This window comes from Rhizobium sp. M10 (assembly GCF_002531955.1).
GTDB lineage: Bacteria > Pseudomonadota > Alphaproteobacteria > Rhizobiales > Rhizobiaceae > Rhizobium > Rhizobium etli_C.
Map to the genome: position 1 here is coordinate 121,446 of NZ_NWTA01000001.1, position 14,342 is coordinate 135,787.

10 protein-coding genes are annotated in these 14,342 nt (G+C 63.1%); 5 read left to right on the forward strand and 5 right to left on the reverse strand.

The genetic code is table 11. The annotated features are described in order from the left end of the window. Window positions 1-15: 15 nt before the first annotated feature. The 4 genes from CO671_RS00595 to CO671_RS00610 form a co-directional block, all read right to left on the reverse strand. Window positions 16-1,671, reverse strand: a complete 1,656-nt coding sequence (locus CO671_RS00595) for a sensor histidine kinase (RefSeq protein ID WP_097603910.1) — start codon at window positions 1,669-1,671, stop codon at window positions 16-18. A 478-nt stretch (window positions 1,672-2,149) separates the two neighbouring features. Further along, the gene (locus CO671_RS00600; protein WP_097603911.1) at window positions 2,150-3,019 is read right to left on the reverse strand and encodes a tetratricopeptide repeat protein; all 870 of its coding nucleotides are present in this window, start codon (window positions 3,017-3,019) and stop codon (window positions 2,150-2,152) included. 134 nt (window positions 3,020-3,153) lie between these two features. Further along, entirely contained in the window at window positions 3,154-3,366 is a 213-nt protein-coding gene (gene rpsU / locus CO671_RS00605; RefSeq protein ID WP_003585885.1) for a 30S ribosomal protein S21, read from the reverse strand. Between the two features lie 156 nt (window positions 3,367-3,522). Next, window positions 3,523-5,133 (reverse strand): adenylate/guanylate cyclase domain-containing protein, encoded by a 1,611-nt coding sequence (locus CO671_RS00610; protein ID WP_097603912.1) that lies wholly within the window; start codon window positions 5,131-5,133, stop codon window positions 3,523-3,525. Window positions 5,134-5,431: 298 nt separating this feature from the next. Between CO671_RS00610 and CO671_RS00615 the strand changes: the two genes are divergently transcribed. Next, the gene (locus CO671_RS00615) at window positions 5,432-7,612 is read left to right on the forward strand and encodes an adenylate/guanylate cyclase domain-containing protein (RefSeq protein WP_097604075.1); all 2,181 of its coding nucleotides are present in this window, start codon (window positions 5,432-5,434) and stop codon (window positions 7,610-7,612) included. Between the two features lie 164 nt (window positions 7,613-7,776). On the opposite strand, the gene CO671_RS00620 is transcribed toward CO671_RS00615, so the two are convergent. After that, window positions 7,777-8,796, reverse strand: coding sequence for a FecR domain-containing protein (locus CO671_RS00620; RefSeq protein WP_097603913.1), 1,020 nt, complete (start codon window positions 8,794-8,796; stop codon window positions 7,777-7,779). A gap of 274 nt (window positions 8,797-9,070) precedes the next feature. On the opposite strand from CO671_RS00620, the gene CO671_RS00625 reads away from it, so the two are divergent. The 4 genes from CO671_RS00625 (at window position 9,071) to CO671_RS00640 (ending at window position 14,306) form a co-directional block, all read left to right on the forward strand. Beyond that, window positions 9,071-10,324 carry a sarcosine oxidase subunit beta family protein gene (locus CO671_RS00625; protein ID WP_097541797.1) on the forward strand — a complete coding sequence of 418 codons (1,254 nt, stop codon included), beginning with the start codon at window positions 9,071-9,073 and terminating at the stop codon, window positions 10,322-10,324. 109 nt (window positions 10,325-10,433) lie between these two features. Further along, on the forward strand, window positions 10,434-10,775 hold the full coding sequence (locus CO671_RS00630) for a sarcosine oxidase subunit delta (protein ID WP_097603914.1): 342 nt from the start codon (window positions 10,434-10,436) through the stop codon (window positions 10,773-10,775). Then, on the forward strand, window positions 10,772-13,765 hold the full coding sequence (locus CO671_RS00635; RefSeq protein WP_097603915.1) for a sarcosine oxidase subunit alpha: 2,994 nt from the start codon (window positions 10,772-10,774) through the stop codon (window positions 13,763-13,765). Before CO671_RS00630 ends, CO671_RS00635 begins: the two co-directional genes overlap by 4 nt. Next, on the forward strand, window positions 13,758-14,306 hold the full coding sequence (locus CO671_RS00640; protein WP_097603916.1) for a sarcosine oxidase subunit gamma: 549 nt from the start codon (window positions 13,758-13,760) through the stop codon (window positions 14,304-14,306). The genes CO671_RS00635 and CO671_RS00640 overlap by 8 nt, the downstream gene beginning before the upstream one ends. The last annotated feature ends 36 nt before the right edge of the window (window positions 14,307-14,342 follow it).

The following is a 14,342-nucleotide window of genomic DNA, read 5'->3' on the forward strand; positions in this document are numbered from 1 at the left end:
ACCGGGCGACATGCGTCAGTCCCGCTCCAGCGCGGCGCGCTGCGCCGTCAACACCCATAACAGGCCTTCAGGCCGGAAATCGATCTCAACTGTGCCGCGGAAGGCGGCGGCGGCATGGGCCTTGATAACGGTCGTGCCGAAGCCTGTGCGTGAGGGCTCTGTCACCGGCGGGCCGCCACGCTCCTCCCAGGTGAAGCGGAGCAGGGCATCCGGCTTGTCTTCCTCCCTGACATCGCGCCATTCGAAGCGGACACGGCCCTGCGGAACGGAAAGCGCGCCGTATTTCACCGAATTGGTGGCCAGCTCATGCAGCGCCAGACCGAGATTCTGCACCGCATCCGGCTTCAGGACGAAATCCTCACCTGTGATTTCGATCTGTTCACGCGATTGCGGGAAGGCCTGCAGATGGATATCGACGACCCGCCGCAGCGATACGCCTCCCCATTGCTCGCTGGTCAGGAGCTCGATCGAACGCCCCAGCCCGTCGAGGCGATCGGCGACAGCGGCCTGGAAGGTCTCGACGCTGTCGGCCTGCTTGGCGAGCTGGCGCATCATTGCCTGGGCAAGCGTCAGAAGATTTTTCGTGCGGTGGACGAGTTCGTGCATGACGAAACGCAGCCGGTCCTCGGTCTGGCTGCGGTCGAAGGAGGCATTCGACAGCGCGATCGCCACCTGGTTCGCCTCGATGACGCTGGTCTCGACCGGCGAGACAATGTGGCCGTCGCCCATACGCTTTGCCATTTCGGCGATATCGCGGATGGTGGTGCGCACCTGTCTCGCGACGGCATAGGCGGCGAGCACCGCGACGAGCACAAGCGCCACGCCGCCGATGATGAGGAAGCGCCAGGTGCTGAGGATCGAAGCCTGTGCCACCGGCCCCCAGATCACCGTCTTCCATGACCAGCCGGGAATTTGAGCATAACCGAGAAGCGTGTGCGGTAGGATCGTCTTGTCTTCGAAGACGCCGCGGGAGAAACCAAGCGCCGGCAGGATGCGCGGATCGAAGGGCGTACCGGGTTCCAGGGCTGCGGGGCCGGCGGCAACGACCACGTGACCGCTTTGATCGATGACGGCGGCCGACCAGCCGGGAGCAAGGCCCTGAGTCGTCACCAGCCTGCCGAGATCCCTGGCATCCTGCGTGATGATGAGGGCGGCGACCGGATCATCCGTTGTCCTCGGGAGGGTGACGTTATAGACCCAATCGCCGCTGGTTCTGCCGCGAAAAACATCGGAAGCCTCGATGCGACCGGATTTCATGGCGGCATCGAGGGAGGCGATGTTTGCCATCTCTCCGAGCGGCGTGCCGAAAGGCCGGCGTGTATTCAGCAGTTGCTGGCCGGTGCGGTCGACGGCAAGCACGTAAAGCGAATTGTTGCGCAGAGCCGTTTCCGTGCGCTCGTGGAAGGAGGCGAGATCGCCGTTTTCAAGTTCCGGCGAACTCGACAGCAGCCGCAGCGTCGTCGCCATGTCCTGAAGCTGCCGGTCGATGATGCGCGAAAGGGCAAGTGCGTCCTGCACCGTCTCGCGCCGCAGCGCCGAACGCTGGTTGTCCTCCAGCTGCAGCAGAAGCAGCGCCACGAAGGCGAAAATCGGCAGCGCAATCGCCACCGCCATGGCAACGAGATAGGTGCCGATCGAAGCCTTTGGGAAGAACAGCGCAACGATCTTCATTGAATGCGCCACGCCGCCTGCGCCATCGCACACTCCATCGAGTCCCATCGAGCGAAGGATAAAATCCCGGGGCACAAAACATGGCCGCATCCCTTGCGTCGCTCGGACGATGCGCGGCGCTGGGGCGGGCGCTGCCCGCAACAGTTTTCGCTCGCGGTCAGGAACGCAAAGATCCGTATCTCTCGCAAAACGCCCTCAACACGTTTTTCCAACGCCCGATAGCGGGCTATCGAAGCAGCGACATGTTAGGGGGAGCAGGAGCCGGTTGCAACATCGTATGACATGCCATCGAAGACGACGGATGTTTTTTCCGCCTCTCTTTTCAAGGCGATGCCGCCGCCTTCATGACAGCGTCGACGTCATCGGCGGTCGCTGCACGCGCATCGGGCCGGTCACAGATAAGGCGGCTCCGCCGGAGATTTCTCGCAACGGCAAGGATCTGGAGCATCCGATGGTCCGGCCGCCCCAATGCACATCCTTAGCCGGCTGGGGCGACGCCAACGCGAGCAAGGCCGTCACGAGCCGGCTGGTACTTCGGATCGAGGCCGATCGCATGGCGATAGGAGCGGGCGGCCTTGGCCTTGTCGCCGCGACGTTCGTAGACGAGCGCCTGGTTGGCCCAGGATTCGGCGATGTTGCCGTTGAGCTCGATCGCATGGTTGAAATCGGCAAAGGCGTTGTCGTCGTCGTTCAGCGCGATATAGGAAATGCCGCGGCCGTTATAGGGCTCGGCCGAGTTCGGCGCGAGCGAGATCGCTTTCGAGAAATCGTCGATCGCCTTGTCCTGCTGATTGCGCTTCTGATAGATCAGACCGCGATTGTGATAGGCCCGGCCATCGGTGGTGCCGAGCTGGATCGCGCGGTCGAAATCGTTGAACGCCTGGTCGTCCTGGCCGGCCATGCGATAGACATTGCCGCGGCCGATATAGGCGACGTCATAGCTCGGGTTGATCTGCAGCGCGGCGTTATAGTCGGCGATCGCCTGGGCCTGCTGACCCATGTTGCGATAGACGAGGGCGCGGTTGGCATAGGCCTGGAAGAAGCGCGGATTGATCTGCAGCGCCGTGTTGAAATCGTTCAGCGCCGGACGGAATTGGCCGCCGCGGCCGTAAGCGGAGCCGCGGACATTATAGCCTTCGGGATCCCGGGGGTTGGCGTTGATAACCGCCGTCAGCGAGGCGATGTTCTCCTCCGAACCCTGCGCCTTGTCGATGCGGATCACGGCGTCGGTGGTATTGGTCGTTTCGCAGCCGGCAAGGCCGAACATGGCGGCCAGCGCCATAGCGGGCAGCAATGCGGTTTTCTGCAAGCGCCAGGCGCGGGACGGATTGAAGGTGGTAACAGCCATTCGGGCTCGCTTTCCCCATGCGGCATATCCGATATTGGGATATGCGATCTTCAGCGGCAAACTAAAAAGGCGGCGGCGAACCAATCGCCCCCGCCACAATGCATCTGAAAACGTCGAAAAAACGACGGCAACGCTTAGCGTGCGACCAGGCCTTCGCGCTGGGCGCGCTTGCGGGCCAGCTTGCGAACGCGGCGAACAGCCTCGGCCTTTTCGCGGGCACGCTTCTGCGACGGCTTCTCGTAGTAGTCGCGCATCTTCATTTCGCGGAAAATGCCTTCGCGCTGCATCTTCTTCTTGAGAGCGCGGAGAGCCTGATCGACATTGTTATCGCGGACAAGTACCTGCACGAGAATCACGTTCCTTTGGTTTGGTTGATGCCTGAGGCGGCGCAGCGCCAGGGGCAAAAAAATAACGTTCGCGCGGCAGCAGCCTTGCGATTGGTGATGCGGGATAGCAGATCGGGTCGGGGAAGTCCAGACGGATATGGGAGGCAGGCGGAAAAATCACGCCGGCCCGGTATCCTGTCTCGATCGCGCCGACTCCGGCAGGGCTTCATCCAGAGCTGCAATCGCCTCCTTGAGCGCCGTCCTGACCCGAAGGCGGTCGGCAGGCTCGACCCGGCTCATATCCAGATGCAGGTCGAGGCCGGCGAGATGTTCGCTCAGAACGCGGCTCTTATGATCCGCGCCGAGCGTCAGCCCGTCCACAGCATAGGGCACGATCTCGCGCTGTATGCCCTTCATCGTGATCGGCGGCAGCGGGTGGGCATCGACGATCTCGTCGACCAGCGCATAGGTTTCGTAGCTGATGACGATCTCTCCGCCCTGGGCGATCGATTGCAGGCGGGCGGCGAGATTGGCCTCCGCGCCGATGATCGTATAGTCCATGCGGTCGCTGCTGCCGAAATTGCCGACGTTGCAATAGCCGCTGTTGATTCCCATGCGCACGACGAAAGGCTCTTCGGTGCCGTTTCTGCGCCATCTGTCCTTCAGTTCGCCGAGGCGGCGCTGCATGTCGACGGCCATGCGCAGGCAGGCTTTCGCATCCTCCTCCGGGCCCTTCGTTTCCGGGTCGCCGAAGAAGACCAGCATGGCGTCGCCGATGAACTTGTCCACCGTGCCGCCATGGGCGAGCGCAATGTTCGACATTTCGGTCAGATATTCGTTGAGCATCTCCGTCAGCGCTTCCGGCTGCAGCCGCTCGGTGGTCGCGGTGAAATCCTTGATGTCGGAGAAGAAGATCGTCAGGCGCTTGCGCTCGGTATGGACCACCACGTCCTTCTGCCCGCTGAAAATGCTCTTGTAGATCTGCGGCGAGAGGTAGCGTGAAATCTTCAGCGAGACGCTGGCGAGGAATTCGTTGGCCGCTTCCAGATCCTGGTTGGCGTTATGGATCGCGCGCGCCTGCTGCCGCTGCAGCAGAATGAAGCTGAGGCCGATGATGGCGACAAACAGAAAATAGCAGAGCAGGTATTTGAAGGCGAAGACGTTGCTCGCATAGGGCTGCCGGATGATCACTTCCTGGATGCCGCGCACATCGCCCACCTTCCAATCGGTCTTCGGGCTTTCCGGGTGGCTGTTGTGGCAGGCAACGCAGGCCTGGCCCATGACGACGGGGGTGATGAACCGCAGGGTATCGGTCAGTCCGACACGGGTGAGGTCGTTCAGCGTCTGTTGCGGATTGGCGCGCAGCGCCGCGAGCGCTTGTCTTTCGAAGTCGTCGAGCTCGTGGGATGCGCGGCTCTTGAACGGCAGATCGGAGACGAAACGATAGGTGATATTGGCCTGCTGTTCCTTGATGACGTCGCCGAGCTCCAGCGAAAGTGTTGCCGGCAGCGGGATGGCGCCTGGAATATTGGCATAGTTGTGGGAGACGACCGTGCCGGCGGTCGCGCCGCTGGCATGTGCGGCCAAAACCCGTCCGACGACGTTCGCCGAATAATAGGAGCGAATGCTCGATATCAGCGAACTCATGTCGCGCGCCTGTCGCCGCAAGGTATTTCCCGAGAGATCGCTGATGTCGAGCCAGACGGCAAGCGGCAGCCCGGCCAGCATGGCCAGCACGACGGCGATCAGCCAGTAGCCGCTTCGGCGCGCGGCGGATTCGGAAATCACGGCGACCCTTACCCTTCTCTTGAAAAAGCGTGCGATTTTCGATCGCTACAAGAACATTTCGCCGGGCGCCCGGCAAGGTCGAAGCCTTGTCATCCCAGCAAAAGCCTGGCCAAAATCGGAGCCGTGGGCTCATTGACGGCGCTTCTTATCGGCCGGATGGAAAGACGAAGGGCAAGAGGTCGAAAACGGAGCGTCCAGGACGCGTGCGCGAATGGCATTCGGGCCGAAAGCGGCGTAGCCTGTCTGTCGGCAGACGCAGGCCGCTCCGTCGGCCGCGGGAGGGACAGCCGGTGAGATGATGACACGCGTGCAGCAAATCGGTGTGGTTATCGGCCTGGCGATCGTGGCAGCGCTGACGATCCTGCGGGCGGACGATCCGGGGATTTTCAAGCTGATCCGCGGGGTGACCTTCGACGAATATCAGCGGCTGGTTCCGAGAAGCTTCGAACCGATGCCGGTCCGCGTGGTTGACATCGACGAAGCCTCGCTGCGCGAATTCGGCCAGTGGCCGTGGCCGCGGGACAGGCTGGCGCTGTTGGTGGACAGGCTCTCGGAAATGGGGGCAGCGGCCATCGCCTTCGATGTTCTCTTCGCCGAGCCGGACCGGCTATCGCCGCGCAACGTCGTACGCGAGGTCGCCGGCGTCGATCCTTCGCTTGCCGAGAAACTGCCCGACAACGACGAGATATTCGCCGGCTCGATTGCCGGCAAGCCCGTCGTCCTCGGCTTCGGCTTGTCCAACGAGGGCGGTTACCGGCCGCCCGTCAAGGCGGGCTTCGCCTTCACGGGCGAAAGTCCGGTCTCGGCCCCGCCCTTTCTGCACGCTTCGACGCCGCTCAGGCCGCAACTGGAGGCCAATGCAGCGGGGCTTGGCCATATCAGCCTCAATCCGGGCAATCCCTCGCCTGTGGTTCGGGCGGTTCCGCTGTTCTTGACCGATGGCGAGCAGCTCTATCCGAATCTGGCGATCGAGGCGCTGCGGGTCGCGCAGGGGGTGTCGACCTATGTGCTGTCGGGCGCGCCCGACCGCGCCGCCATTATGACATCGGCAAAGATCGGCGACTTCGTCGTGCCGCTGACGGCGGCCGGCGAACTCTGGCTCTATGTCACGCCGGACCGGGCCGAGCGCTATATCTCTGCGCGCCAGGTGCTCACCGGTGCAGGCGCCAGCTCCGACGTTGCAGCCGCCATCAACGGCAGCGTCATTTTCGTCGGGACTTCGGCCGCGGGCCTGCAGGACATTCGCGTCACCGCGCTCGGCGAGAATGTCCCTGGCGTTTCGCTGCATGCGCAGGCCGTCGAGCAGATTCTCTCCGGCCAGTTCCTGTCGCGGCCCGACTGGGCGGACGGGCTGGAAATCCTCACGATCGCGGTGCTCGGATGCCTGCTCGTCGTGGTGACGACCTTCGTCAGTCCCGCCGTCGCCCTGGTCTGCGGCCTGCTGATTACGGCAATGGCGCTCGTGGCGTCGTGGTTGTCGTTTCTCTATTGGGGACTTCTTCTCGATCCGCTGGCGCCGATCGTCAGCGGATCGATCACCCATTTTGCCGCAACCTCGTTCCGCATTCTGGTGATTGATCGGGAAAGGCGCGAGGTGCGGCGCGCCTTCGGACACTATCTGTCTCCGTCGCTGCTCCATCGCATTGAGCATAACCGCGATGCATTGCGCCTGGGTGGGGATGACCGCGAGCTGACGGTCATGTTCGTCGACGTCAGGAACTTCACCGAGATGAGTGAACGGCTGGCGCCGACGGCTGTCGTCGCCTTCCTGAACACATTGCTCGACGCGCTAAGCCGTCATGTCGTGGCCAATGAAGGCACGCTCGACAAGTTTATCGGCGATTCGATCATGGCGTTCTGGAATGCGCCGGTTGATGTTGCGGATCACGAAACCAAGGCGGTTCGCACAGCCTTGGCCATGCGCGCGACACTCGCCGAACTGAACGCCGGCGACGCCTTCGGCTTCGGTCCCGATCAGGAGGTCGGCATCGGCATCGGCATCCATACCGGCATTGCCTGCGTCGGCAATATGGGCGCCAAGACCCGCTTCAACTATTCGGCTGTCGGAGATGCCGTCAACGTCGCCGCCCGCATCGAGTCGTCGTGCAAAGAGGTAGGCTTCGATATCCTCATCTCCGACAGCGCTGCACGTTCAGTGAAAGGAATGGCGCTGATCGACGCCGGCGCCATTCCACTGAAGGGAAAGAGCAGCCGCACTAAGATCCTTGCCGTCCTCGGCGATGAGCATGTGGCGGCATCCCGGGAATTCGCCGCGCTCAATGCCGTTCACCGGCAATTGATGCAAGCCCTGCATGCGCATTCAAAGAATACCCGCAAACTTATGGATACGGCAAAGCTCAGGGCGGATGAGGTGGTGGGCGGTTTGGTGGAATTCTATCGGCGGATACCCAGCAGGACCGACCATTTTCGGGAATTGCCGGCGGGGATCGAAAAGAGCGCCGCCGATGCCGAAAAGTAGAAGCGATTTTCGAAGGGCGGTGCCCTTCTTGGGGGTATCCCCTTCACTGTCCGACACGCCGACGGTCCTCGCCGGCCTTTGCACTGCTCGTCGACGCACTACGCCATCGTCTGGCGGACATAGCAGTGCTGACGCCTTGACTTGCGAGGATCCCGAAAACAGCCTCACCGACCGCGATTGAAATTCCGACTTCTGTCGTGGTTTCGATCATTCTTATGGTCGCGATCTCCATCATGGTGGCGCTCGGGGTCCCGATGATCCAAACCGTGATTTCCGGGCTTTCCGTCATCGTCGTGGCTCCCATGGCCCTCATGCTTGTCGGGTCTATCCGGCTTGTCATGGTGGGGCTTATCATGGTGCGGCCTGTCGTGATGAGGCTTGTCGTGATGAGGCTTGTCGGGCTTGTTCGGTCGCTCCTTTTGTGGCTCGGCCTGTCTCTGTGGCGGATCCTGCCTCTGCGGAGCAGGCGCAACTGCCGGCGGAGGCCGTGTTCTGTCTTTTCTTTCCGGCATAACGGAGGCCATATTGCAGCCGCCGAGCATGCCGAGGCCGCCCGAGAGCCGTTGGTTGCCGGACAGGAAGGGCAGGGCACGCTGGTTTCCAAGTCTGTCAAGGACGTTGCGATCGACCCGGCCGGCCGCCGTCATATCGCCATTCGGTTTGGCGACAACGCAATCGCAGCGTTGCTGCAGCTGGCGACAGCCGCCGGGGCCGCAGAAGCTGGCCGCGCCGTTCAAGAGAACGACGGCGGTGGTGCCGTCGGGGCCGACGTAGAAATCGAATGCGGTGCCGCGCACGCCGATCGTGCCGGCCGGCGTCAGGATCTGATAGGCCGACGAATTGGAATTGCCGCTGACCCAGCGGAAAGTCCCCTTGGCGGCCTTGATGGTGAGCTTTCTGACCGATTGCGTATCGTCGAACACATATTTGTCGATGACGACGGAGGAACCCCAGCCGACCGCAAGCTTGGTGCCGTCACGAAACAGAAACTGGCCAAGTCCGGATTGCGACGTTCGGATTCGCTCGTCGCGGTGAACGCTGCTATTCACCTCTATGGGGCCGGCCTGTCCGGTCACTTCGGTCTTGATGAGGACGGCTTGGCCGACCGGCTCGGCGGCGGGCGACGCCTGGGCGCTCAAAAACGCGATGAAAAGCGCGTGGAAGAATGAACGCCGACCCCACATCATATAAGACCCCGGCAACAGGGGAGAATTAACATTTTGGTAACTGCTTGTCTTCTCGCCCACTTGGGTGAGGGCTGGCCGGCGGTCCGATCGGTTGCTGGTTGCCGGAGGAAGCGGAGCGCGCGTTCTGGAAAACCGGGCGCTTTTCGACATCATGTCGCTCAGTGTCAAAACCAAAGCTCTCGCGCGTCGCAAAAGAGCCGTTGTGCCGCATTTGGATTTGCGATTTGTATGGGCACGGAGAATAGTCCTTGCCCGAAGGAGAAGAAGGCGGATGCGGAAATATTCGGTTTTTGCCGTGGCGCGAGAGGCCCTTCGTGGCCACAGAGGCTGGGAGAAGCAGTGGACTTCACCAGAACCGCGCGCCGAATACGACGTCGTCATCATCGGCGCCGGCGGGCACGGCCTGGGGGCCGCCTATTATCTCGCCAAGGAGCATGGCATCACCAATGTGGCGGTGATCGAGAAGGGCTGGCTCGGCGGCGGCAATACCGGGCGCAACACCACCATCATCCGCTCGAACTATCTCTATGAAGAGAGCATGCACATTTACGAGCATTCGATGAAGCTCTGGGAGGGGCTTTCGCAGGAGCTCAACTACAATGTGATGTATTCGCCGCGCGGCGTGATGATGCTCTCGCACAATATTCACGACCAGCAGTCGTTCAAGCGCCATATCCATGCGAACCGGCTCTACGGCATTGACAATGAATGGCTGACGCCGGAGCAGGCGAAGGCCTATTGTCCGCCGCTCGATATCTCGGCCAGCGCGCGCTACCCGATCAACGGCGCGGCGCTGCAGCGGCGCGGCGGCACGGCGCGGCACGATGCGGTCGCCTGGGGTTATGCGCGCGCAGCATCGGACCGCGGTGTCCACATCATCCAGAATTGCGAAGTGACCGGCATCCGCCGTGCGCCCGATGGGCGCGTGACCGGCGTCGAGACCACGCGCGGTTTCATCGGCGCCAGAAAAGTCGGCGTGTCGGCGGCCGGACACACGACGACGATCATGAAGATGGCCGATGTGCGGGTGCCGCTGCAATCGAGCCCGCTGCAGGCGCTGGTTTCCGAGCCGCTGAAGCCGATCTTCCCCTGTGTCGTCATGTCGAACACGGTGCACGCCTATATCTCCCAGTCCGACAAGGGAGAACTCGTCATCGGCGCCGGCACCGACCAGTACAATTCCTACTCGCAGACCGGCGGGCTGCAGATCATCACCCATACGCTCGATGCCATCTGCGAACTCTTCCCGATGTTCCGGCGCGTCAAGATGATGCGCCAATGGGGCGGCATCGTCGACAACACGCCGGATCGTTCGGCGATCCAGTCGAAGACGCCGGTTCCCGGGCTTTACGTCAATTGCGGCTGGGGCACCGGCGGCTTCAAGGCGACGCCGGGCTCGGCCAATCTTTTCGCCCATCTGATCGCCCGCGACGAACCGCACAAGTTCAGCGCCGGCCTGACGCTGGAACGTTTCCGCAGCGGCCGGCTGATCGACGAGGCTGCAGCGGCGGCGGTGGCGCACTGACGATGGGTGTTTTCGTGCTCATGCTCGCTGCTTTTGTCGCTCACCCCCTCATCCGTCTTTCAGGCACCTTCTCCCCGCTGGGGAGAAGTGGAGGAGAAGGAAATCCTACATGCTGCTGATCCATTGCCCTTACTGCCAGGAAGAGCGCTCCGAGCTCGAATTCCGCGGCGCGGGCGACGCGCATATCGCGCGGCCCACCGACATGGCCTCGATATCGGATGAGGAATTTGAGGCCTATTTCTTTCTGCGCGACAATCCGAAGGGGCTGATCTACGAACGCTGGCGGCATATTCACGGCTGCGGGCGCTTCTTCAACGCCGCGCGCGACACGGTGAGCGACAAGTTCATCATGACCTACAAGGCAGGCGAGCCGAAGCCCGAGATCGGGGCTGCGGCCGAGAAGCACGCGCCTGTCGAGACATATGAAGCCCTGGAAGGAGAGGCGCAATGAGCGGCGTCAACCGTATCGCCGGCAAGGGGCGCCTGACGCCGGCCAAAACCGCGCGCTTCAGCTTCGACGGCAAGACCTATGCGGCGCTCGAAGGCGATAGCGTCGCCTCGGCGCTGATCGCCCACGGCGTGCACCTCGTCGGCCGTTCGTTCAAATATCACCGGCCGCGCGGCATTCTGTCAGCCGGCGCCGAAGAACCGAACGCCCTGATCGACGTCGCTCGGGATGCAGCACGCAAGCAGCCGAACGTGCGCGCCACCGTGCAGGAAGTCTTCGACGGCATGATCGTCAGCTCGCAGAACCGCTGGCCCTCGCTTGCCCGCGATGTCGGGGCCATCAACAATCTGATGTCGCCGTTCTTCGCCGCCGGCTTCTACTACAAGACCTTCATGTGGCCGCGCGCCGCCTGGAAGCATGTCTATGAACCGCTCATCCGTCGCGCCGCCGGCCTCGGTGTTGCCCCGACGGAAGGCGATCCGGACCATTATGCCAGCCGTTACGCGCATTGCGACGTGCTGGTGGTTGGCGGCGGCGTTGCCGGGCTTTCGGCGGCGCTGGCCGCGGCCCGGACCGGCGTCAGGGTGATCCTCTGCGACGAGCAGGCGGAGGCGGGTGGCGCGTTGCGCTATGATGCCGGCGCCAAGATCGACGGGCAGGACGGCTTCACCTGGGCGCAAAAGGCCGTGGCGCAGCTGAAGGCGATGGACAATGTCCAAGTGCTGCTGCGTACGACTGCCTTCGGCTACTACAACCACAATTTTGTCGCCCTGGCCGAGCGCGTCACCGATCATCTCGCCAATCCCGCCCATGATCTGCCGCGCGAACGGCTCTGGCAGGTCCGGGCCAAGCGGGTGATCCTCGCCAACGGCGCGATCGAACGGCACATGGTATTTCCGAACAACGACCGGCCCGGCATCATGCTGGCCTCGGCGGCGCGGACCTATCTCAACCATTACGGCGTCGCCGTCGGCAAGAATGTCGGCATCTACACGGCGCATGACTCGGCTTATGAAACGGCCTTCGATCTGAAGCGCGCGGGCGTTTCGATCGCTGCCATCGTCGATTGCCGGCAGGCGCCTGGCGCGGCGGTGCTGGCGGAAGCGCGCGCGCTCGGCATCGACGTCCTGGCCGGCCAGTCGGTCATCAACACCGCGGGGCGGCTGCGCATCTCGTCGATGACGGTGGCGCGCAACGGCGGCGGTTCGCCGCGCAAGATCGCCGTCGATGCGCTGCTGGTTTCGGCCGGCTGGACGCCGTCCGTGCATCTGTTCTCGCAGTCGCGCGGCAAAGTCGCCTTCGACGCTGAAAGCCAGCGTTTCCTGCCCGGCTCCTACGCGCAGGACTGCCTGTCGGTCGGCGCCTGCAACGGCACCGACGACCTGCAGCGGACGATCGAGGAATCGCTTGCCGCCGGCGAGCTGATGGCGCAGGCCACCGGCGGAAGCAGCGGCGAGAAGATCGCAATTTCGGCCGAGCAGGCCTTTGAATGGACGGGCGGTATGATCGGTGCCGCCGAAGGCGCCGGACCGAAAACCAACGCCAAGGCCTTTATCGACTTCCAGCACGATGTCTGTGCCAAGGATATCCGCCTTGCCGTGCGCGAGGGCATGCATTCGATCGAGCACATCAAGCGCTTTACGACGAACGGCATGGCCTCGGACCAGGGCAAGCTTTCCAACATGCATGGCCTGGCGATCGCCGCCGAAATGCTCGGCAAGGAAATCCCGCAGGTCGGTCTCACCACCTTCCGCGCACCCTACACGCCGGTCACCTACGGCACGCTGATCGGCCATTCGCGCGGAGAGCTATTCGATCCGACGCGCAAGACGCCGCTGCACGAATGGGAAGTAGCCCACGGTGCCGTTTTCGAAGATGTCGGAAACTGGAAACGTGCCTGGTTCTATCCGCGTGCCGGCGAGAACATGCATCAGGCGGTCGCGCGCGAATGCCGCACAGCCAGAGAGTCGGCCGGCATCTTCGACGCTTCGACGCTTGGCAAGATCGAAGTGGTGGGGCCGGATGCGGCGAAGTTCCTCAACCTCATCTACACCAATGCCTGGGATACGCTGAAGCCGGGCAAGGCCCGCTACGGCATCATGACCCGCGAAGACGGCTTCGTTTATGACGACGGCGTCGTCGGGCGACTGGCCGAGGACCGTTTCCATGTCACGACGACGACCGGCGGAGCGCCGCGCGTTCTTCACCACATGGAAGATTACCTGCAGACGGAATTCCCGGACCTGAAGGTATGGCTGACCTCGGTCACCGAACAATGGGCCGTCATTGCCGTGCAGGGACCGAAGGCGCGCGCGATCGTCGAGCCGCTGGTCACAGGGGTCGACCTCTCAAACGAGGCCTTCCCGCATATGAGCGTTGCCGAATGCACCGTCTGCGGCGTGCCGGCGCGGCTCTTCCGCGTCTCCTTCACCGGCGAAATCGGTTTCGAAATCAACGTGCCGGCCGATTATGGCCAGTCGGTGCTCGAAGCCGTCTGGGCCAATGCCGAACCGCTCGGCGCCTGCGTCTACGGCACCGAGACGATGCACGTTCTGCGCGCCGAGAAGGGTTATATCATCGTCGGCCAGGATACTGACGGGACGGTTACGCCCGACGACGCGGGCGTTGCCTGGGCCGTTTCGAAGAAGAAGAAGGACTTTGTCGGCATTCGCGGCCTGCAGCGGCCGGACCTCGTGAAAGAGGGACGCAAGCAGCTGGTCGGGCTTGTCACCAAGGATCCGAAGCTGGTGCTCGAAGAAGGCGCGCAGGTCGTCGCGAACCCGAACGAGCCGAAGCCGATGACGATGCTCGGCCACGTCACCTCGGCCTACTGGTCGGAAAGCTGCGGCCGGTCGATCGCCTTCGCGCTCGTCGCCGGCGGCCGGGCGCGGATGGGCGAGACGCTCTACGTGCCGATGCCGGACCGGACGATCGCCGTCGAGGTGGCGGATCTGGTATTCTTTGACAAGGAAGGAGGCCGCATCCATGGCTGATGTCGCAATTCGCAAGCCAGTGCTTGCCGGCCGTCTCGGCGGCTCCGCAACGGTACGGCTGACGGTGGCACCGGCAGCGAGCCGGGTGGCACTGCGCGCGCCGGCGGAATCGCTTGCCGCGCTGTCCAAAGCGCTCGGTCTCACCGTGCCGAACGCTCCGAAGACCTCCAGTCGAGCCGGTGCGCGCTCAGCGCTCTGGATCGGGCCGGACGAATGGCTGGTAATCGATGAGGATGGCGCCGATCTGATGGCGCTGCTTTCCGGCCTCCGTGCCGTGCATTCGGCGACCGACGTTTCCCACCGCAATGTCGCGATCATCGTCTCGGGGCCGGGCGCGGAAAAGACGCTTGCCGCCGGCTGCCCGCAGGACCTGTCGCTTTCTTCGTTTCCGGTCGGGGCCGCATCGCGGACCATCTTGGGCAAGGCGGAAATCGTGCTTCTGCGCACGGATGAACAGACGTTCCGGGTCGAATGCTGGCGGTCGTTTTCCGACTTCGTCTTCGGGCTGCTCAACGAGGCGGCTCATGATGCCGGTCATTGAGCCCGGATCAGTCCTGCCTGTTTAGGGCGCCCGTTC

Bases quoted from the DNA above. Each gene is read 5' to 3' on its own strand.
- CO671_RS00595 (WP_097603910.1), bottom strand. From the start codon at position 1,671: ATGAAGATCGTTGCGCTGTTCTTCCCAAAGGCTTCGATCGGCACCTAT.
- CO671_RS00600 (WP_097603911.1), bottom strand. From the start codon at position 3,019: ATGGCTGTTACCACCTTCAATCCGTCCCGCGCCTGGCGCTTGCAGAAA.
- CO671_RS00615 (WP_097604075.1), top strand. From the start codon at position 5,432: ATGACACGCGTGCAGCAAATCGGTGTGGTTATCGGCCTGGCGATCGTG.
- CO671_RS00620 (WP_097603913.1), bottom strand. From the start codon at position 8,796: ATGTGGGGTCGGCGTTCATTCTTCCACGCGCTTTTCATCGCGTTTTTG.
- CO671_RS00625 (WP_097541797.1), top strand. From the start codon at position 9,071: ATGCGGAAATATTCGGTTTTTGCCGTGGCGCGAGAGGCCCTTCGTGGC.
- CO671_RS00630 (WP_097603914.1), top strand. From the start codon at position 10,434: ATGCTGCTGATCCATTGCCCTTACTGCCAGGAAGAGCGCTCCGAGCTC.
- CO671_RS00635 (WP_097603915.1), top strand. From the start codon at position 10,772: ATGAGCGGCGTCAACCGTATCGCCGGCAAGGGGCGCCTGACGCCGGCC.
- CO671_RS00640 (WP_097603916.1), top strand. From the start codon at position 13,758: ATGGCTGATGTCGCAATTCGCAAGCCAGTGCTTGCCGGCCGTCTCGGC.